The sequence below is a fragment of the Natrinema salifodinae genome (assembly GCF_900110455.1).
Lineage (GTDB): Archaea > Halobacteriota > Halobacteria > Halobacteriales > Natrialbaceae > Natrinema > Natrinema salifodinae.
Genome location: NZ_FOIS01000007.1, coordinates 1 through 19,878 on the forward strand (window position 1 = coordinate 1; position 19,878 = coordinate 19,878).

The following is a 19,878-nucleotide window of genomic DNA, read 5'->3' on the forward strand; positions in this document are numbered from 1 at the left end:
CTACGGCTGGAAGGATCTCACCGCGAACGCCATCATCGACGGTCGCTCGGTCGTATTGGCGAACGTCTCGAAGGTCCCTGGAGACCGGACGTTCCAGGCGCTGAAGTACCTCGTTGATCGTGCGCGTGACCTCGTGGACGTCGAATGCTTCTACGCAGACGCCGAGTTCGCCACTGTCCAGTTCTGCCGTTACATCGACTACATCAACGAATACTACGTCTTCCGGAAAGGCCACAGAGACCCTGTTAAGGAGGCGTTCAAGGATTTCACCGGAAAGGCGGACTGGACAGACTACACGATGAAGACCAGTTCGCAGGCCGGGAAGGGGTCGAAGGAACACGACACTACACTATTCGCCGTAGAGAAGCGCGGGCAGATCGGCGTGAAGAAAGGCGAGAAACGTGATGAAGATCACAAGCAGGCTGGTCTCGACGACTTCCAGATGGAGAAGCCCGAAGGCCAGCTCACGTTCGACGACCTCGTTGACGACGAGGACATCGAGTACGTCGCCTTCGTCACGAACAAGAAGATCACCAGCAGCGGGATCGATCCGGCCTTAGACCCGAAGGCACACGACAACGAGCATACGGTCTGGGGACAGGCCGAACGCTACCGTCGGCGCTGGTCGATCGAGACGACCTTCCGCCAGGTCAAGTACCAGTTCATGGCGAAGACGCGATCGCGTGACCTCGGTACTCGCCGGTTCTTCTGGATGGTCGGTATCCTGCTGTACAACGGCTGGGCCACGATGAACCTGCTCGTTCAGGAGTGGGCCGCTCAGACGTTCGATGACGACGAGACCGACCCGCCTGTCCGCGGGAAGGTCTACCTCGAAGAACTGGCGAACTTCGACTACGGCTAACCCCGCTGTTTCCGCTCCGGGTTCACTGACTCGGTAGCCGCAGCACTCTCAGTCGCTCCTTCTTTTCGCCGTATCGTGTCGAGAATCAGTCAATCGACCCTACGCCGCCCGCACTGACCGGCTAGTCCGAGTCGTCCCTCCCTTCTTTTCCGATACTACTATCTGGTACAGAAGCCATATTTTGGAGTACTAATAGTACCTCCGCGAATCCTGCTCGCGTTCGTCATCACGCTCGAGCTTGGCGATTGCCGCGTCGACGTCCGCCTGGCGCGCTTCAATCATTCCGACCCGCCTCCGAAGGCATCGAGGGTCTGTTGCCCGCCCTCATCGGGCGTCGGATACTCATCGGCGTCACGCAGCGGGGAGAGGCCGACGTCCTCGGGATTGAGCGATTCGAGGAGGTCCGTACTCGTCGCGCCGCGATCGACGCCGAGTTTGTCCATCCGCGATCGGATGACCTCGGTGCTACGCTCGTAGTTGAACAGCGCCGCGAGCTTGTCGAGCGTGTCGTAGCCGTAGTCGTGATAGAGGTGTGCGAGTGCGCGGTAGTCGTCCCACGGCGCGAGCACGTTGGCGTCGCGGAGGTAGCCCGAGACCGTTTCGAGGGCGGCCTCGAGCGCGTCGGCGATCTCGTCCGGGCGGTCGCCGTTGCGGTAGCGCCGGATCGTGAGTGCGCGGTCGTCGGTCGTCTGTGCGAAGTCGGTTCGGTCGGTCGTAGTCGGGTTGCGAGTTGCCGTTGAGAACTCTTTCGAGTAGTTCTGGATGCTCATCGGTCGCCACCCCCGGCGTTCGAGGCTTCGCGGTCCAGTGTCCGGAGGATTGAGCAATCAGGACAGGCGTGGACGACGTCGCGGTTGTCGCCGAAGACACGGGCGAATTGGCGCGTGACCTGGCTCCCGCAGTTGCGACAGGTGCGGTTGCGATCGGCGTCGGCGGCCGTCGGGTTCCACGATGGGCGAGCGACGCCGCCGTCGGTGACGAGCTTCTGGTCGCCCTCGTCGTCGGCCGGTAGGTAGCTCTTGCGCTGCTGGCCGTCGTGGAACCCCCTGGCGGCTTGCAGGCGGCCCGCCTCGGCGAGTTGCGAACAGTGTTTGGCGATCGTCTTCGGCGCGAACGGGAGTTCCTCCGCGACGCGGGCCGGGAGGACGCCGCCGTTGCCGGCGATCGTCTCGCCGTGCTCGGTGAGCGTTTCGATGGTGTCGATGAGGTCCGCGTCGTCGAGTTGGAGGCCGTACTTGTGGGCGGCCATCTAGGCGTCACCCCCGTTCGTCGCGGCGTTTTTCGGTGGCTGCACGTCGATCGCCGTGACCGAGGTCGGCTCGAGCGTGCCGTCGATCCGCGCGAGCACCGCGTCGAACGTGAGCGGTTCGGCGGTCTCGTCGGCGGCCGTGCGGAGTAGGTACGGCGCGTTGGCCTCGGGCGTGGCCGGGAAGATGTATTCCGTCGGCTCGGCGCGTTCGAGGATCAGCACCTGGCCGGCGTCGAGTCCTTTCACGTCCGGATGGAGGTCGTCAGAACGGGATGCCGAGTCGGGGGTCGATGAGTCGGATGTGGCGTCTCCCGACTCGGCTGTTGTCTGGAGGTCGTCGGCAGCGATAGCCGTGTCGTCAGGGTTGTTGACGGGTGCGTCCTCGTCGTACTCGAGTTCGGTGCCACCGTCCGTCGCCGGGACCGGCGTCGGGTCGGGCTCGGGCGTGACGGACTCGCCAGTCAGTTCGCGTTCGCGAGCGTTGAGCCATTTCATGACGTTCGAGCGGCCCCACTCTTCGGCCTCGATCCGCTGCCACTCGCGGAGGTACTCGAGATCGTCGATGCACTTGATGCGTGCCTCGGCGAGGTACAGTTCGTCGAGCGAGAGGAACCGGGCTGGGTCTTCGCCGAATCGGTCTTCGACCGCGGGATAGGTCGGGCGGTCGGAGGTGCTCGCCTGGTAGGGCGTACTCATTGGTCGACCGCCTCCGCGAGCGTGAGGAACGAATCGTAATCGCGATCGTAGGACGGGGTCGCCGGGAGCGAGACGTCGATCTCGCCGTCGGCCGTGCCGACGACGCACGGCTGGGGTTGGTGGTTGGTCGCAGTCTGCGCACCGGTGTCAGTCCCGCCATAGTTAAGGCGGGGCGAATCTAATGACCTCATTGCTATCTCAATCTCCAATCGGGATAGCACCTGACGCCGTGCCCATAACACGGCGTTTTCCGTGACTCAGATTCTCCAGAGCCACGTGTCTCGGTGCTACATAGTCAATAGAGTTGATACTACTTATAGATATTGGATTATTCCCTATTCAGGAATAGCCTTATAAGGAACAATTCCGTATTGGAGGATAGATGGACCGAGAACTGGTTGCCGTGACGTACAAACACGCGCCGTCCGAGCGAAAAACGATCTGGAAACAGCGAGCAATCGGAAACGTGCTCGAAGAGTGGGAAGACGAACGGCCCACAGACTTCGAGCGCGTGTTCTACACTCACGATACTGGGTGGCTGATCGATTTTCGCGTTCCGACAGACGGGCTTGGGCAATACGGATGGGACACTGGATTCGACCTATCCGTCGAGGTCGACCACGATCTCGTAGACCAGGCCGATATCACCGACCCGGAGTACATCGAAGCACTCGAGCGACTCGCGTTGGCCCTCGAAGACGAGCTGCTGGCCGTCATTGAAGCCGAGCAAGAACAGTCACAGTTCTCCGCAAAGGAGTTCGCCGCGTTGATGCTCTATAAAAAGGAGATGGTCAACGAGGATCGGGCAGCGGATGCGCTCGGAGTCAAGATCGGGACCTATCGCGGGAAGCTCGGTCGGATTCGCGACAAGATCGACGCGGCGAAGCTCACCCTTGAGTTGACCGGCGAACTGGAAGACCATAACGAGCGCGTGCGTGAGTCCGAAGGCTACCACTCGTTCGGTGACTTCGTCGACATCTACGAGGGTGACGAGTACCCGGTTGGCTCGAAGTTACGAAACGATATCATTCAGCACATCCAGAATATCGTCGACCTCCTCGAGCACGAGGACGGGGCGGCTCATTACGACAGTGTTATCGAGCGGACCCAAGAGCGACTGGAGGTCTCCTATCACCGCGCTCGTTACGAGCTGGAGCGCGCGATCGGCAAGGACTTGGTCGAACGCGATGGGAACGTCGTAACGCGTCCCGAGTAGTATCGGCAGGGTTGTCGGGAATACGCTCTTGTACTCGGAAATTCTGTCTCTATTTAATGTCGATCCTGCGTGAGGAACTCGAAGAAGCCGACGCGTTGATCGAAGAGGCCGAAGGAAAGCTGGCTGCGGCAGCTCGAGAGATAGAACTAGTAGCCGAAGAACATTCGACGATGAACGCCCACCACGATATCGAGGACGGGACGATCACCGTCACGGTAGACCACCAGGCAACGGTGAAGAAGCTGAACGAACAACTCCCGTATCCACTCCGTGCGAAAGAGAAACGTGGTGATATCGAGATTGTGGACGTCAAGGCTGAAATCGAGAGTGAGGAGTTGTACAACCTGAAGCAGTTAATAAGAGCGATCGAGGAACAATTCGAAAGTGGCGCACCTATCAAGGCTGTGTTGCAGTACGCACCTGAAGCCTCATACACGAAAGCAGAAGCCGAGCGTGAGATTGAGAAGTTGAAGCAGAAGGGCGAGGTCTACGAGCCGAGTCGAGACCGACTCCGGACGACCTGAGTACACATAACATCGCTGTTATCGAAGTGGGCGGCTCAGGACACTGTTTCTCGAGAGTTTGGCCGGAGTGATACCAGGACTGGTGGCGGATTACACCGCTGTAAGAGAGCGTAAGAACAGGACGGGAGTGCCAACAGACCGCGGTTTGTGGCGAGAGGGCGATCAACGAGGCAGAGAACGGCGATCCAGGGAGGAACGAGTCCGAGAGGTTAGTACCGAGACCCCATGAGTGATTACGGTGTCGTAAACAACCTCAGACGACCGGCGTAAACAGCAAGACCACTATCTTTCACGACTCCATATAGAGTAGTGAAAGAGTAGTGATTACACCCCACAGTAACGAACCGAAACAAACAACCGCAACCGCACTGAAATTAACCGCTCTTATCTTTATCTTGATATCTTAGGGGCTATCGCCCAGAGTCGCTGTTTACGGTCGTCCCTCCGTCGGTGCTTACGACACCGTAATCACTGGCAGATTCGAGTCGGTCGAACTCCTGAGCAACTTCATCCCCACCGTCCTCTGCCGCATTCTCCGCGTTCACGGCGTCATCGGCGGTGTTTACGGTGCTGTCGTCCGACTCAGACGCAACGTCCGCGATCTCTTTCGTGTATGCAACCCATGCGTTCCGGTCGATCACGATGCGGTTCGTCTTCTCGGAGTCGTCGAACTCCATCATGTCCTTCCCGAACTTCCCGACGAACTTCATCGCCCGCCGGATCGTGTTCGCGTTCGGATTCTCGACGTCCAGGCGCTGGGCCAGCTCGGGCGTCGCGATCTCCCGTTCGAGGATATCTTTGACCTTCGTCGACGGGAGCATCATCTTCCCCTCATTCGAGTAGGCGTACTGTCCGAGGTACGGGAACAGGCGAGCGGCGATCTCCTGGTTCTTGCTCAGGTCGTGCTCGTCCGGCTCGAGGTTCTGCGCGGACAGGTACATGTTGTGCAGGGGCAGCAGGTCAGACGGATCGACGCCTGCGTTGGAGTTGGCGACGACCTCTCCTGGGTCGACCTCTCCGCGTTCGATCTTCTCAACCCGCTCTTCTAACTCGAAAACGTCCTCCTTATTGTTGAACGTCCGCCGGTCGTACTTGTTTCGGATCTTCTGAGTCTCTGTCTCGAGTGAGACTTCCAACTCTGCCAACGCACGTGTCAGGTACTGGCGCGCCTGGCGTTCTTGCTGGAGTTCCTTCTCGAGCTCGCCGACACGAGCGGCGAGTTTCTGTTGCTGTTCGACTAACTCTGCGACCGAAACGTCGTCGTGGTCTAACTCTTGCTGGTTGTGCTGACTCATCGCTGTCTTCGTGCGGTCCGGCGACGCCCGAAGACGCCACTCCGAGAGACAAAGCCACGGCTCACGGCGGTAGCTTTAACCTCTCGGAGCGAAAAGGGACAGTTGTCCAGACCGGCCCTTTTCGCCGAGGTTGTTTTCTTCAGCGGTGCGTATGCGAGTTTCCTGTCCTGCGTACTGTCCCTTTGACAGTCGTGTGGCTTAAAACTAGTAGCCACGTCGGACACAGGTCTAGGACTAGACACGCCCGACGGCGTGCCCTCACCGCGTGTCGTACTGTTCTGAATCACGTGAATCTCCAATCGGGATCATGGCGGCTCCATGTGGGTTGCTGCGCTCGTCGCGGGTGGCCTGCCCATAACAGGCGTCGCGACGGGATTCGATACAACGACGGCTCATCGGCTACAGCGTCACCTCTTCGAGTCCAAGTTCCGAGCACGCGGCCGCGAGCCAATCAGGCACGGTCGATGGCTTCGGCACCGGCCCGGCTTCGTCGTAGACGCTTTCGAGATCGCCGGTCGCGAGCACGACGTCGACGACCCAGGTCGTCTCGACGAGCGTCAGCCGGATCGTCGCGGTCGACTCGACGTCGCCGACGATCGTGGCCTCGACGGTCGCGGCCGCCTCGGGAAGCTGGGCAGCGCCGAGCGCCCGCAGGTCGATCCGTTCGGATCGTTCGGGGGGTTGCTCGGACTGAGTCGCTTCGGCGTTCGTGATTGCCATGTCAGAGAATACGTTCGAAGCCGCCTTGAGGCTAAGGGGGTCGTTTCCGACGCTTCCGGCCCCGCCGTCCGGCGATTTTCGTTTCCGGCCCCTGTGTCGATGGTCGGGCGACCGTGCCGCCAAACAGGTCGCGAAACCAGACGTTGCGCGCAGCGCAACAGTCGTAATGGCGGTATAGTTTAGGGGGCGCGTGTTCTCTGTCATGGTAGGGCGTCAGCCTTTGGCCCACTGGACGGCGTGGTGGAGTCACGCCCGTCCACTTCGTTTTCGCAGACAGGTTTCCCGTCCAGAGGCTCGTATTTGCTGACACTCTATCCGTAACACTGAATCCTCTTATACTTTTGGAGCATCTAATCCACAGCATAGACACCTACATTCCATATCGGCCACTTCTTCTACCCAAAAGATAAATACTCACTGCCCTCGAAATATCGAGGCAATTAATGAATGTGCTTTTGAAAGTGGGGGCATGCGCCGCCGGATACCAGGTATGGATCAATTAGACGAGCTAATCCTCGAGTTTCTCGAGGCGATGGGCTCACCCGGCGGTGAGGCTGTTGCTTTGCCACCGACTTCGGTATGGCTTAATCTCGCGAAAGTACGCGAGTCGACTGATAAGCGACAAAATACAGTCTCTCGCCACATGTCTGCGCTTGCTGATGCGGGTCTACTTGAGAAAGTGGATAAAGATCGTGGATACTACACCATCACGGACCTTGGTCGCCGGTACGTGAACAACGAATTATCTAATGAGGAAATCGAAGAGATAAAATCGAAATTATAGACGCCTGTTACGCCGTTTCGCGTTTGACATCCAATTCCTCGCGGACGTGCTCGCGCACTTCGTATTTCGGCCCATTGCACGTCTCGAACGGTCGCACGAGCTTCCGATCCTCGAACTCTGAGAGCCAATCGCGAACCATCCGTTGACTCCGCGCTTCGTCAACACGCTCGTCACTACTGTAGGCTTGCTGAATCGCCCCGCTTTTCGCCGGCCCGATCTCGGCAATCGTTTCGAGACAGATGCGCTGCGTGCGCGACAGCGCCGAGAGGTGCGACCGGATCACGTCGGGTTCGGACATTGGCGTCGCCTGGTCGATAATCTCCATTGTGAGTTCGCTGGCGTTTTGCCCTCGCGCCGTCTCGACGGCGTTGTTCAGGATTGCGATCGCCCGCCGCGCGTCATTTTTCGACCGGCTGGCAATCGTCTCGAGGTGTGTCTGGTCGACGACGCCAGGCTCTAACCCTGCATCGACTCGCGCCTGTAAAATTTCGACGAGCGTCGACTCGTCGTAGCATTTGAACGGCACCGGCGTCAGCGACGTCAGCCGCGAATCCAGGCGATCTTCGGCGTCGGCAAACAGGTGGTGCGTTTCGTTGACGACCGGGAGCAACACAACGCCGGTCATTTCGTAGAGTTCTTTGAGGACTGCCTTCTCACCGATCTGGTCGGCTTCGTCCAATAGCACGACGATGTATCCGTCGATCAAGGTGCGGGTACGCCGCTGGAGTTCGTCGGTCGCAATCGAGCGCCGTGTTTCTGCCGGCCCGTCGCCCAGCTCCTCGAGTAGTTCCTGGTAGACCTGGCGTCGTGACTTTCCGTTGTAGCAGTCGATGTAGGCCGTCTCGATCGGCGGACACTTGCCACCGTCGACGTACTCGGGGTCGACTTCGGCGGGGAGATTCTTGAGCAGCACCCGTGCGGCACACGTCTTCCCCGAGCCTGGCGGCCCGTGGATGAACGCCCCACTGGTGGTGAGTCCCTGTGTAACCGGCTCAAAGATGCTCGTCAGATGGTTGATCTCGCTGTTGCGGTGGACGATCAACTCCCGTGGCGGTTGGACGTCGGGTGTGAGAACGTCCGGGTTCGTAATCATACGTGTCCAGACGAACGACAGTCATATAATCGAAGGGGTGTGGCTGCCGACACTTCCGCCCGTCCAAAGGTCACTCCGCGGGCTGCCAGTCGACTATGAACTTCACCGATCGACTTAATCCTACACGCCAAACACAGCCGAGACGAATTTCTTAACCGCCCGTCGGCGAGCGATCTTCCGACGACCAGGCAACGGATAGGTTAACTCGACTTCACTGCCGCCCATTAATCCACTACCGTCACTCACTTCGACGAGAACAGGGACTCGAATATTTGCTTCTTTCACACTCTCCATGCCTTCGATGGTTGATTTCACGTCGTCGTTGATTGTACCGTCTGTGACGAATGCCGGGAACAATGGCATTGACGCAAGTCCACCCTTCCCGACCGTGATGTTATCGACACGGACGTTTTCTTCGCCAATCGATCGCAACTCGTCGATCCCTTCGCGGACGGTTGTGACAGTAAGGTCGTCGTTGACGATTGTGGGTGCAATGAACCGCCGCTCACGGCCTGCATCGAGCCAACTGGCTGTTTTCGTCTTCGTGTAAACATCCTCGAAAATCTCACTGCCGGAGTCGACAAACTCATAGTCGTTATCTTGCAGATTGAATAGCACCTTTTCAGAGTATTCCTCGGGCTCCATGATCCTAGCAGGAAATTAGTTGGTCTTAAAACTAGTTGGAATGAGAATGCGTTTCGGTTAGTTCTCGTCACCCGACGATTCACGCAGACTGCCTACAGCGCTTGCTGTTTTCGACCCGACCGACTTTCCAGCGCTCGCACTAGCTTTTGCTGTCGCTTTCGTTGCGTGCCAGGTCGTGTGGATCGATTCGAGGGTATGGAATCCGATCAATACCCCACCGATGAACAGAACCAGTGATGCGTCGACACCACTCTGGATAATCCATGGAATCGGGAGCTCGATACCGAGAAAGTTCAACACAAGTCCGGTAGTCCCACCGATCGAGATCCCACCGTACCGCATGGCCTTTTCTTGGGCGGTGAGTACTGTCCATACCATTCCAACAAGCCCAACGATCGCCGCGAACGCGTCATAGATTTTCGTCGCCGCCCCCTCACCACTGCCGTTACCGAATGTACGTTTGACTATCTGTCGGCCAGCATTTTGCGCGAAGACGAGCACTCCACTTACGAACCCGAGACTCAACAACACTGCATAGGGAGACTCGGAGTAGGCTGCTGGTAGAAGCGATGTTGTGTAGATCACACCCGCGAGCCCGAGACAGTACGCGGTTCCCGCTGCGGCGTAGTACTTGCGCCCGCCGCGCCGGACCAGGAGCACGAGCGCGGTAACGACCGTTCCTACCCCGATCGCAAACGCAGGCCATACGAACTGTTGGCCAGCAATGGCAATTGTGACAGCGATACCAACAATGGCTGTTACCACCCAATTTAAGATTTTCACACAGTCACGTTAAGAGATATATACTATAAAACTAGTCCGGGAAATTGAGATATCGGGCGACTGTCCGATGGGTTTGATATCAGCGTGTACGTTTCCTGTAGCTGACTGCCGGGCGATTGTTTTCTGAGTGCTCTCGACAGATTGTAGTAGTCGTAACGCAGTCATTTGGTCGTGGCAATCGGCCACCCACGCATGCTGCGCTCGCGTGGCTAAACAACAACAGCAGTGGAGGTGAGAATCCATACCTCCAGAAGTTCGAGCGGCACTCGCGACGGGTGGCGTGACCCTGCTGGCACAGGGAAACGCGCTCGGATGGGCGCTGGTCGCCGTCGCGGTCGCCGCAACGTCAGGCGAATCGGCCGACGAATAATCTGACCGCCTCACCGGTCAGATCCCTTTTCTCGTACGAGTGTAGGCGCGGTTCATCGGGGTGCCTACAGGATGTAGTATACCATGCCACCTGAAAAGGATTTCTCCCGATCGGCATACTTCGGACCCGCCTGGCGACTCGCTTTTAGTACACGACCGAAACGTTCCACGCGACGAGCCCGCTGCCGACCAGTACCAGGCCGATCGGCACACCGATCCGCCAGGCGCGCGGGCTCGCACGATACAGTCCGTACAGCAGTCCGATCGCGACGGCCTTCAAGGGAAGGAGCACCCACAGTCCGACGGCGCTGGTCACTCGCGGGTGATCCTCTCCGGCGCGTCGGTAATCGACCGGACTGAGTGATTGACTCGGAGGACTGACTCTTACGTGCGTGGAACTCGATAAGGAGATCAACCGAACGCTTTTCGCGTCAGATAGTGTAGCCACTCCCTGTACCCCGAACCCGGCCAAGGTCCTCGGGGGCTCCCGCTTACTCCGTTTCGTCGGCGTCCGACGAGTCGCGACTGTTCTCGAGCGCGTCGTGGATTGCGGCCCGAATCCGCTCGGGGTCGTCCAGGGCGTGTGGGTACTGTGCTTCGAGTGCCTGGAACGTCCGCCGTTTCAGCGTCACGTTCTTCGACTCGGTCTCGTCAAGCGACTCGTCGTCAGCGCCAACGGGCTCGTCGCCCATGCCCGAACACTCACGCGGACCGACTGTTAATCTACGCCTTCACGATGACTACACTGAATGTCGATCAAGATGGTTTGAACTAGCTGAAACGGTTGTTAGCGGTAGATTAATGTGTCTAGGAATGTTTGAATATGATAACCACGCTTGCCCGGCGTAGTCCCCTTCTGGGGACGCTCGACACAACCCCCGCGGTCTGCGCGGTAGGGCTCTGGGGTCGAGAGCCGATCGACGGCCGATCGCGGCAAGCGACATAGAGGCTAGTTTATCCATCCATGAGTGTCCAAGAGAACATTGAGCAACAGCGAGCGGCAGCACTGGAGGACTCTCCGTACCGACGTGATAGTTGGGTCGGCGAGGACGAGACTGACCGGCCCCGTGGCCACGATCCAGCGGAGTTCGACTACCACGCTGAACGCGCGGCCCACGTCGCCCACCAATATCTCAAAGAGACGTCTCAGCGGCTGCTGTGCCCGATCACGCTGAACGCCGACCCCGGCGCTGACGAATCGATCCACGATGCCAATCACGCCGTTGAACTCTCCGAACCCGAGGTCCACCTCCCGTTACAGACCAGCGAGGAGTACGGCGGCAAGCCACTCGAGTACGGCCAAAACCCGAATCGAGTGCGCTACAATCCCGAATACGGCTATATCGTCGGGCCACAGATCCCCGACCGCCCGACGCCACAGTTCATGTCGGTACTCGACGACTTGCTCGAGCACTGGCGCGACGAGCTGGACTTGCGTGACGGCGAAGTGGACAAACTGCGACGCGACGGCCACCGACTGAAACAGACTGGCGAGCGCGATGTGACGATCGTCGCGACGCTCGTCGAGGACGTGACGAGCGACGAACCACTGATTGAGTAACTGATCCTCATGACACGCAAAAACTCCTCTTCGAGCGACGCGACTAGCCGCTGGTTCAAACTCCGCGCTGCCCTATTTGCGGCGATCCTCGTTGCGTCGCTCGTCGGCGCACCGTTGGTCGCTGGAGCCGGGGCCGCCGCGGCGACGTCGACGACCACACAGCCGACGGATATCCAGCCGTCGTTGACAACTTCGACTGTTACAACTGCATCGTTCTCGGACGGTTTCGAAAACCAGCCTGCTGATGATGGCGCTCCTGATGGCTGGACGTCTAATAACGTTTCAGGTAACATTAGTGTATCGACCCAGAAAGTAGTTGAAGGCAATCAAAGCGTTGCACTGTCAGATAACACCGACGGCGCTGATATTGGCATAATCCCTGAATATCAGCCCTATGACAGCAGTAAAGAAGGGAACGTTTCGGTATCGATCAATGCGAATGGCAATGATGGCCCGACAGTAGTACAAATCCTCAATTCATCGGGGGACTATTGGCGTGTGGGTGTCCGTCAAGACGATATCCAAATACAAACGCCGAGTGGCTGGCAGCCGATCGCCAGTGGTGGGTTTAATTCCGGATGGGTGAACATGACCGTCTCTGGATTTGGCGACGGCGATGATGAAGTTATGGTTGAGTGGTCAAACGAGACTGACTCTGGCCAAGGGACCTATTCAGTCAGCCACGAAGTCTATACGGAAACACGACTCCTCACAAACTCACCGTCATCTGTCTACTTTGACGATTTTAGTATCGATGCCAGAGAGGTCACTGGCCGGGTAACAACCCAAGATGGAACTGCTGTCGCCAACGCTACGGTCCATGTCACAGGCGTCAACTACGATTCGATTACACCAGGACCAACACAGTCACTCGAGGACCGGGCCAACGAACTGTTCGACAAGGCTGAAAACCCACTGCCGCCGACCTTTGACCGCTCGCTCAACGTAAAGGGCAGATACATCTCGGACAAGAGTGAGGAGGTTCCACTTGCGTACACGCGCGAAGATATCGCCGTAACGCCATGGCAGGACAACGCCGACCTGCAACCGCCAAAGGTCGTGTTGCCAGCGGACGAACCGGTTGTCTTCGTGCCGTGGAATCCCGACGGCGACGCTGGATTTCTCGGCGACGAATACGCGAATCAACTGCCGGGCAAACAAATCAACAAAGGGCCAGTGATCGCAGAGCAACTCGGTCCGGACGGTTCGGTCACGCAAACGAACGTGATTCCTGTGGCCGAATCGGCCGGCGGTGGACTTACCGACCCCTCGTCACTCCCCTATGCGGAAACCCGACTCTCACCGGGTATCTATCGCATTTACCTCCAAGGCGACGATGCAAAATATCTCATCTCCGTCGGCAACCCGGACCAAATCGCCGGGGCGCTTGAAGATGACTTGAAAGACAAGGCTGGTGATTACACCGATCGCGCCAAGGATATTCGCCAACGCTTTGAGAACAACAAATTCGAGAGAGAAACCGTCCAGACAAACAGCACTGGCTACTATTCTGTAGGTGTTGGGAAGGCGACAGCGACCGTCGCCGTCGAAGCGTACAAAGCGCCGGACGTGCCGGTCGATCCAGGCTCGGAGACACACCCACGAACACAGATCCGGGAGCACATCGACACCTATGGCACCAACTCGTCGATCTATCTCCCATCGAAGCCAACTCGCTACGATGCGCCGACTGACAGTGCTGATGTCGAGTTGCGCGAGGTCAGCTACACGCCATTCGGAAATAACAGCAAATTCGAAAACCGCCTCGCAAACCTCGAGAACCTACTGACAAACGAAACGCAGCGCCTCGAAAGTGCCTTGCAGCAACCCGACGCGAGCCGTGAAGAACTCGAGAACGTCTACTCAGAACTTGAAGATGTCTCGGACCAAAACGACGAACTCCGCCAGCGTGTCGAAGAACTCCTGAACCGCGACCGCGAGACACAGGTCGACGTCACGATCGATCCCGACAACGCGACCGATGCGGAGTTGCGCGAACGGATCGCCGCCCTCGAGCAAGCAGTCCAAGAGGGCCGTGACACGCTCCCGTCGGACGGCACTGAGACTACCGTCGGCGAGGACACGGTCTCGGCGGTTGCACGCTTCCCCGGCGAGCTGACGAAAGACAAAATCACCGTGCTCGCACACCACTCTAATGGCACGACTAAAACGGTCAGCGAGGACTACATCACGCTCGACACGAGCGCGGCAACGAACGTCCCTGGCAACCAGATCGGCACGACCGCGGTCCACGTCGATGACTTCCCGGCCGGCGACGCCGCAAACGTCCAGTTCGAGTGGATCACCGCGAGACCTGACGGCGTCGGGCGGGCAACCGCAACGGCGAATAATCCGTTGGTCAACGCCGACGCACCCAAAATCGATTCAGTGCGCGTCTCGTCGCTCGCACCTGGCCCCGACGACCGCGTCGGCGTCGAAATCAACCCTGGCGAGGACTCGTCGTTCCGGAAACTTACGTCGGCAACGGTCTACGGCCCCGACGGTGTCACGATCCCGACCGAAGCGATCGAGAACGGTCGCGAGACTGGGTTTGTGACGAACGGCCAGGGCACGCACACCCTCGAGTTGACCTACGAGGATACCGAGGCCAACGAGTTCACCAAGACGCTCCGACTCGGAGCAGACACGACTGACCGGCCGCGACCGGCGTCGGTGCGTGCCGAGTCCGGTCCGACCGGTGTCTATGCACTCGTCGGTGACGGGCTCGCAGACGGTGAGGTGTCGATTGCCGAGAACGGCGACATTTCGACCAGCGCGACCGTCGCCGATCCCGAGAACCCACCGAGCGAAATCCACGTTTACACAGGAACGCTCGACACCGACCCAACCGGCGATATTTCCGCACGGCTGGTCGGCGAGGATGGCGCGGCGCTCAACCAGCGCGCGTGGGTCTACATCCACGCCAAGGCGACCACAGACGGCGGCACCTACGTCTACAGGAACGGCAACCAGCCCGTGACGACCGGCGACGGCAACCAGTTCGGGACTGTCACACACCAAGCTGACCAGACGCTGATTAAGACCTACACGAACGCCAACGGCGAGGCACAGGTCACAATCACACAGCCACACGGCCCGATCGACTCGACGGTCGAAGCCGCTCGCTGGCAGCTCCGGAAGTACACGGCTGGGTTCTCCGGGTCTGATCTCATTCCGTTCGCAGGTGTGGTCGGACTCGGTCTGTATACTCGCCGCCGTCACCGTAATCGAGGTGCTACACAATGACCCGTAAAGTCACAACCGTAGCGCTCACGCTCGCTGTCCTGCTCGCCGGAATCACGGTGCCGGTCGCCGCGGCCGACAGTCCGGTGGCGTTTCAGGAGTACGATCGCGGCGGTGACTTACAGCCGAGTTTCATCGTCCACTACGAGGATGGCACACTCGACAGCCTCGAGACGTGGACCGAGGAAGATGCCCGCTACGATCTGATTGCGGTCAACAACGACTCGAGCGAGGCCGTCGTCACTGGTCCACAGTACCACGTCTCGACGCCGGGCTTGCTTGAGGCCCCACGGATCGCCGCACTCGGTGGCACGTCGCTTGCGGTGACGCCACTTGAGTCTCGCAGTTATATCGAAGATGTGTCGCCGAACTACCGCCACAGCTACGTGGAACCAATCACCTCGCTGGCGACCGCCGATGAGTACGACACTCCGGCGAGTAACTGGCGTGTGCGTGGCTCATGGGCGACTGACGGCATCGCGTTCACCGACGACGCCAACGAAAGCACGATCGGTGACGCCCGGCAGGTGATCGACGCCGACGCGGTCAGCGCCGACGGCAGCGGCGTCGACGTGGCCGTGCTCGATACGGGCTTGAACGTCAAAAACGCAAGCGCCGATCCGCTGTATGGCGACCGCATAGCTGGCGCGTACAATTTCGTCACGGACGAGTCGGGCACCGTGACGAACGGCTTCGAGAACATTTCGGATGGCAACGGTCACGGATCGTGGGTTGCATCGGCGATCGCCGCCAACGCGACGAACGACTCGTATGACGGCGTCGCGCCGGGTGCGACACTGCACGTCGGCAAGACGCTGGCCGACGACGGCAGTGGGTCGACCGCTGATATTGTCGACGGGATTCGATGGGCCGAAACGCAGGATACGGATATCTTGTCGATGAGTCTCGGCAGCCCGGTCTATGACGAGGAAATCGCCACCGCACTCGAGGACTATCTCGAGGGCAACGGCACGGTCGCCTACGTGGCGGTCGGCAACTCTCGGATGGTGCGGCCAGCCCAAATCGCAAGCCCGGCGGACGTTCCAGAAGACGGCATCATCTCGGTCGCAGCGACGACCGCTGAGGAACCCGCCAACGCCTCCGTCGCGTACTTCTCCCAGACCGGCAAGGACAACGGCGTGACCGACCTCTCGAGTGGCACGACCCGCGGTGCGTCACCGGATGTGGCTGCACCCGGAATGCAGGTCACGGTACCGACCTACAGCGAATCAGGCTACCGAACCAACAGCACACTCTCTGGGACGAGCATGGCGACGCCAATCGAAGCCGCTCGCGGTGCGGTTGGACTCTCCGCCAACCCGTCTCTCGAAAACCAGACCGAGACGTTCGCCGAGTGGGTCCGAAACACGACGAACCCGGTTCCGAACGCCGGCATCACGGAGGTCGGCAACGGCATGGGCTCGGTTGCGAGGCTCGCGAATCTGAACGCCAGCGAGGAAACGCAGAAAGAGGCCCGCACCGACGCAGCCACAGGCCGTGATGCTGCAAACGGCAACTTCGGGACTGGGTTCCAATTCCAGGCAATCCGGCAGGTCCAACAGGCAGTGGGGCTGTGACGATGCATCGACGCCGATTCTTACAGGCCACGGCCGCGACCGCAGCGACAGTCGCGACAGTTGGTCGTGTGAGTGGGGCGACCTATGATAGTCAACCCGAATACGTCGATCTCGTCTACGACGAAGTCGCACTCGAGCAATACCAACCGTATCTCGTCACGCGTCACCTCGATGTTAAACCGACCGTGGCGTATGCGTGGGTGGCCGACAGCACCGAACGCGAGACGCGGATGTACTGTTACTGGGTCTACTGGACGGTCCAACACGGCCTCTCGCCGTTCGACAGTCACCAACACGACCGCGAACCGATCCTCGTCGAAGTCGACCCGGAAACAGACGAAATCGAGGGCGTCGTCGTCGACGGTTATCATTACCTTGCCAAGCAGTATCCAACGGTGCCGACCGAAGACGGCACCCACCCGCTACTCAGACCAACCCATAAGTGGCACTTCTACACGACGACCACCGAGGTCGGCGAGTTCGTCCCACTCGAGAGCATGCACACGAAGTATACGGCGTGGATGGACAATGGGTGGCTGGCAGACCCGAAGACAGTGACGGTCCCGTGGCGAATCAAAGAGCGCCGACACTGGTGGGACGAAGGCCGTGACAGCGTCTCGATGAATCGGTTGTTCTATTCGTCGCTACTCAACGCCAGTCAGATCACTGGCCTGAATATCGGCGGCGCGCAGGCGACCGACTTCTAACCTTCCCGAACTGGTTGTTCACTCGCGGTTCAAATCCCGTCGTGTGGTGCTTCTCCGTTTTCGCACCCTATGCCACCACCCGGACAGTCCAACAACCGACACAATAACACCTATTGGAAATAACAACAGCACAAACCATGCCCATGGACAACGACTACGACGGCGGCCGACAGCTCGAGCCAGACGAACCGGCCACAACCAGACGCCAAGCAATGGCTGCCGGTATGGCACTGTCGATGCCGATGTTGTTCGATAGCTGGGGCGATGACGACGAACTCGGCGAACTCGGTTTTTTGATACCCACTATGTCGCCGACAGTGGCGAGAAACTCACGATCGACCCGGAGGTCCTTAATTTCGCGAAAAACATCAACGTCAAAGCTCGGCGACTCGCGTGACGAGCTGCGGTACGAGAACTGATCTGTCGCCGATAGTGATTTAACTAACCTTACGAGAAATCAACTAAGAGGTACCAATGAGTGAGAGGAACGCGAAATCAGACGGTGAGGAAGCCGAACTGACCCGACGAGACACCTTGGCGGCAGGCGCATCGATGCCGCTTGCTTTCTGGGACGATTGGTCGATCTTCGCCGACGAGGAGGAAACTGAGTACGATATCCTCCGCGTACTCAACGCCGAAAGTCCGGTCAGCGAGGGCATCACACAACTCGACTTTGGGAACAACCTCTCAGTCGAGCAGACCGCAGAAGACGGCGTTCGAATTGACGCCGCGGCCAGTGGCAGCGGTGCAACCAAACTCGACGATCTCGACAACGTCGACGTTACGGGCTGGCTTGAGGGTACGATCGCCGACCGTCCGGCGAGCGGAGATCTCCCGGCTGGGGTTCGATACGAGGCGACAGACCAAGATATCACGTACCGGAACACATCCTCAAACGGATGGGTCGCTACTGGAGGGACAGGGACGGAATCGAATCCAATCCCAGAACAGCACATTCAATCGGCAAATATAGGTGAAATGTCTGGAGTTTGTACATTTATATCTCCATCTGACTCAATGGCCGACGTGAACAACGCGGTCTCCTCACCCGGAGTTGTTGTCTTCGAAAACGGCAACCATACTCTCAATGACTGGGTAGATATCTCCTCGTCTAACGTTACCGTCATTATACAATCCGGTGCACATATAAAAATTAAAGATAGTACAACTCCAAGTACAATCTCTGATAACAACTCGAATACACACACGCCCGTCTTTTTCGCTAGCGGCGTTTCTGACATCACCATTGTCAACAGAGGAACCATAGATGGGAACAACGCGAATCACGAACGCGGCCAGCCGATCCACTGGAATTCGGTGAGTAACGGCCACATTCGGTCCGAGGGTGGGAATATGGTCGATCTCCATCAAGGCGTTTGGCTCGTTGATTGTGATGATTGTACGACTGACTATCTCTACTCTGACGATTATGGGACTGGCGGCGGTACCCATTTACTTGCATTTGAGGGGTGTACTGGTTGCGAGTTTAACAATACTATCGGACTGGGAGGAGACGAGGTTGTTGATTCACAGGGTATCAATGAAGGATGTGCTGTAAATGGCGCTCTCGGCATTAACCTAGCCTCTGGAATGGAAGTTGCTGACTTCGGTGGTGACAAAGACTGCGAATATAATAATATCCGAGGAGTTGGTGTAGATCAAATAGTCACTGTCAAAGGAAGTGCAGACAAATCTTTCACATCCAAGACCGCATTTTCCCCGCCTGAGAGAGTAACTATTGATGGAGTTTATGGAAGTTGCTCTGAGAATGCAATTGTGGGTGCCAATTCGAGCGCGCCCGTGCACGATCTAACAGTCACGAATATCAATGTCGAGTCAGCTGTTTCTAACGATGCTGCCGTTATTTTCCTTGCTCGCACCTCTAATGGGTGGGATGGACTTACAATAGAGGGCAAAGTCAAGGCTACTGGCACATCTTCGAGAGCGGTCTTTGTGAATGGGGATAATTCGAACAACTATCACTGTGATGGATTAACCGTTGACCTTGATGTTACCGCTAGCGACCATAGTGGATTCAAGGCAATAAACTTCTCAAATATTCATGGATCTATCCGCGCAGAAGATTGTGGTTTCGCCGGTACCGTTCTGCAAGTAAATGGGTCCACGAATGCCAGTAATGCGAATTTAGAAATTCTGTCGGAGAACAATAGCGATAATGGTGTCTATGTTCTTGGGGATCAGACAAATGGGGGGACCTATGTTGATGGCTTCTTCCACGGGACCGCTGTTGGGAATGGTGGGGTAGATGTGAAGTTTCGAATGGAAGTCGAAGATTGCCGTTGGGAAGGCCAGGCAAATACGCTAGACACCACCGGGGTCCGAACAGTAATCAATGGGCTGGGATACAACTCGGGTGATCCTACATCTACTGGTGACTGGTACCAGAACGGCGAAGAGGGAATCCAAGTACGGGACACGTCGAACAACAATACGTACCTCTACAATAACGGCACATGGAGTCAGATTGCGTCGGCGTAATAAGTCTGCCCTGAACGGCGACATTGTGGCCTATTTTTGAGGAATACCACCACAA

Annotated in this window: 19 protein-coding genes and 2 pseudogenes; 10 read left to right on the top strand and 11 right to left on the bottom strand. The window is 58.1% G+C overall.

The features are described 5' to 3' along the window. Positions 1-862, top strand: a pseudogene (locus tag BMY29_RS20050) (transposase); the annotation flags it as partial. A 278-nt stretch (positions 863-1,140) separates the two neighbouring features. Here the strand turns inward: BMY29_RS20050 and BMY29_RS20055 are convergent. The 4 genes and pseudogenes from BMY29_RS20055 to BMY29_RS20070 form a co-directional block, all read right to left on the bottom strand. Further along, entirely contained in the window at positions 1,141-1,632 is a 492-nt protein-coding gene (locus BMY29_RS20055) for a hypothetical protein (protein ID WP_049991434.1), read from the bottom strand. Next, positions 1,629-1,811: pseudogene (locus tag BMY29_RS21760) on the bottom strand (DUF7563 family protein); the annotation flags it as partial. The pseudogene BMY29_RS21760 and the gene BMY29_RS20055, both read right to left, overlap by 4 nt. Positions 1,812-2,111: 300 nt before the next feature. Next, a complete protein-coding gene (locus BMY29_RS20065) occupies positions 2,112-2,807 on the bottom strand; it encodes a DUF8129 domain-containing protein (RefSeq protein ID WP_074854885.1) in 696 nt (231 codons plus the stop codon). After that, positions 2,804-2,998 (bottom strand): hypothetical protein, encoded by a 195-nt coding sequence (locus tag BMY29_RS20070; protein ID WP_049991490.1) that lies wholly within the window; start codon positions 2,996-2,998, stop codon positions 2,804-2,806. The genes BMY29_RS20065 and BMY29_RS20070 overlap by 4 nt, the downstream gene beginning before the upstream one ends. Before the next feature lie 191 nt (positions 2,999-3,189). Between BMY29_RS20070 and BMY29_RS20075 the strand changes: the two genes are divergently transcribed. Both BMY29_RS20075 and BMY29_RS20080 read left to right on the top strand, forming a co-directional pair. Then, positions 3,190-4,023, top strand: coding sequence for a hypothetical protein (locus tag BMY29_RS20075; protein ID WP_049991489.1), 834 nt, complete (start codon positions 3,190-3,192; stop codon positions 4,021-4,023). Positions 4,024-4,079: 56 nt separating this feature from the next. Next, entirely contained in the window at positions 4,080-4,547 is a 468-nt protein-coding gene (locus BMY29_RS20080; RefSeq protein ID WP_049991488.1) for a hypothetical protein, read from the top strand. 410 nt (positions 4,548-4,957) lie between these two features. Here the strand turns inward: BMY29_RS20080 and BMY29_RS20085 are convergent, their stop codons facing one another. Both BMY29_RS20085 and BMY29_RS20090 read right to left on the bottom strand, forming a co-directional pair. After that, positions 4,958-5,842, bottom strand: a complete 885-nt coding sequence (locus BMY29_RS20085; RefSeq protein ID WP_049991487.1) for a hypothetical protein — start codon at positions 5,840-5,842, stop codon at positions 4,958-4,960. 399 nt (positions 5,843-6,241) lie between these two features. Then, on the bottom strand, positions 6,242-6,562 hold the full coding sequence (locus BMY29_RS20090) for a hypothetical protein (RefSeq protein WP_049991486.1): 321 nt from the start codon (positions 6,560-6,562) through the stop codon (positions 6,242-6,244). A gap of 490 nt (positions 6,563-7,052) precedes the next feature. Between BMY29_RS20090 and BMY29_RS20095 the strand changes: the two genes are divergently transcribed. Next, entirely contained in the window at positions 7,053-7,346 is a 294-nt protein-coding gene (locus tag BMY29_RS20095) for a helix-turn-helix domain-containing protein (protein ID WP_081985501.1), read from the top strand. Positions 7,347-7,353: 7 nt separating this feature from the next. Here the strand turns inward: BMY29_RS20095 and BMY29_RS20100 are convergent, their stop codons facing one another. The 5 genes from BMY29_RS20100 to BMY29_RS20115 all read right to left on the bottom strand — a co-directional run bounded on the left by BMY29_RS20100 (position 7,354) and on the right by BMY29_RS20115 (position 10,928). Further along, positions 7,354-8,439: a Cdc6/Cdc18 family protein gene (locus tag BMY29_RS20100; RefSeq protein ID WP_049991485.1), complete on the bottom strand. Its 1,086-nt coding sequence runs from the start codon at positions 8,437-8,439 to the stop codon at positions 7,354-7,356. Between the two features lie 120 nt (positions 8,440-8,559). Beyond that, a complete protein-coding gene (locus BMY29_RS20105; RefSeq protein ID WP_049991484.1) occupies positions 8,560-9,084 on the bottom strand; it encodes a hypothetical protein in 525 nt (174 codons plus the stop codon). A 57-nt stretch (positions 9,085-9,141) separates the two neighbouring features. Further along, positions 9,142-9,867 carry a hypothetical protein gene (locus BMY29_RS20110; protein ID WP_049991483.1) on the bottom strand — a complete coding sequence of 242 codons (726 nt, stop codon included), beginning with the start codon at positions 9,865-9,867 and terminating at the stop codon, positions 9,142-9,144. Between the two features lie 514 nt (positions 9,868-10,381). After that, the gene (locus BMY29_RS21300; RefSeq protein WP_160290119.1) at positions 10,382-10,552 is read right to left on the bottom strand and encodes a hypothetical protein; all 171 of its coding nucleotides are present in this window, start codon (positions 10,550-10,552) and stop codon (positions 10,382-10,384) included. Between the two features lie 175 nt (positions 10,553-10,727). Beyond that, entirely contained in the window at positions 10,728-10,928 is a 201-nt protein-coding gene (locus tag BMY29_RS20115) for a hypothetical protein (RefSeq protein WP_049991482.1), read from the bottom strand. 272 nt (positions 10,929-11,200) lie between these two features. On the opposite strand from BMY29_RS20115, the gene BMY29_RS20120 reads away from it, so the two are divergent. The 6 genes from BMY29_RS20120 to BMY29_RS20775 all read left to right on the top strand — a co-directional run bounded on the left by BMY29_RS20120 (position 11,201) and on the right by BMY29_RS20775 (position 19,823). Then, a complete protein-coding gene (locus BMY29_RS20120) occupies positions 11,201-11,797 on the top strand; it encodes a hypothetical protein (protein ID WP_049991481.1) in 597 nt (198 codons plus the stop codon). A 9-nt stretch (positions 11,798-11,806) separates the two neighbouring features. Continuing rightward, positions 11,807-15,043 carry a hypothetical protein gene (locus BMY29_RS20765; protein WP_143067755.1) on the top strand — a complete coding sequence of 1,079 codons (3,237 nt, stop codon included), beginning with the start codon at positions 11,807-11,809 and terminating at the stop codon, positions 15,041-15,043. Further along, entirely contained in the window at positions 15,040-16,617 is a 1,578-nt protein-coding gene (locus BMY29_RS20140; RefSeq protein ID WP_049991477.1) for a S8 family peptidase, read from the top strand. The genes BMY29_RS20765 and BMY29_RS20140 overlap by 4 nt, the downstream gene beginning before the upstream one ends. Before the next feature lie 68 nt (positions 16,618-16,685). Next, positions 16,686-17,324, top strand: coding sequence for a hypothetical protein (locus BMY29_RS20145; protein ID WP_049991476.1), 639 nt, complete (start codon positions 16,686-16,688; stop codon positions 17,322-17,324). Positions 17,325-17,467: 143 nt separating this feature from the next. Then, entirely contained in the window at positions 17,468-17,743 is a 276-nt protein-coding gene (locus BMY29_RS20770) for a hypothetical protein (protein WP_143067756.1), read from the top strand. A gap of 55 nt (positions 17,744-17,798) precedes the next feature. Further along, a complete protein-coding gene (locus BMY29_RS20775; RefSeq protein WP_143067757.1) occupies positions 17,799-19,823 on the top strand; it encodes a hypothetical protein in 2,025 nt (674 codons plus the stop codon). Positions 19,824-19,878 lie beyond the last annotated feature (55 nt).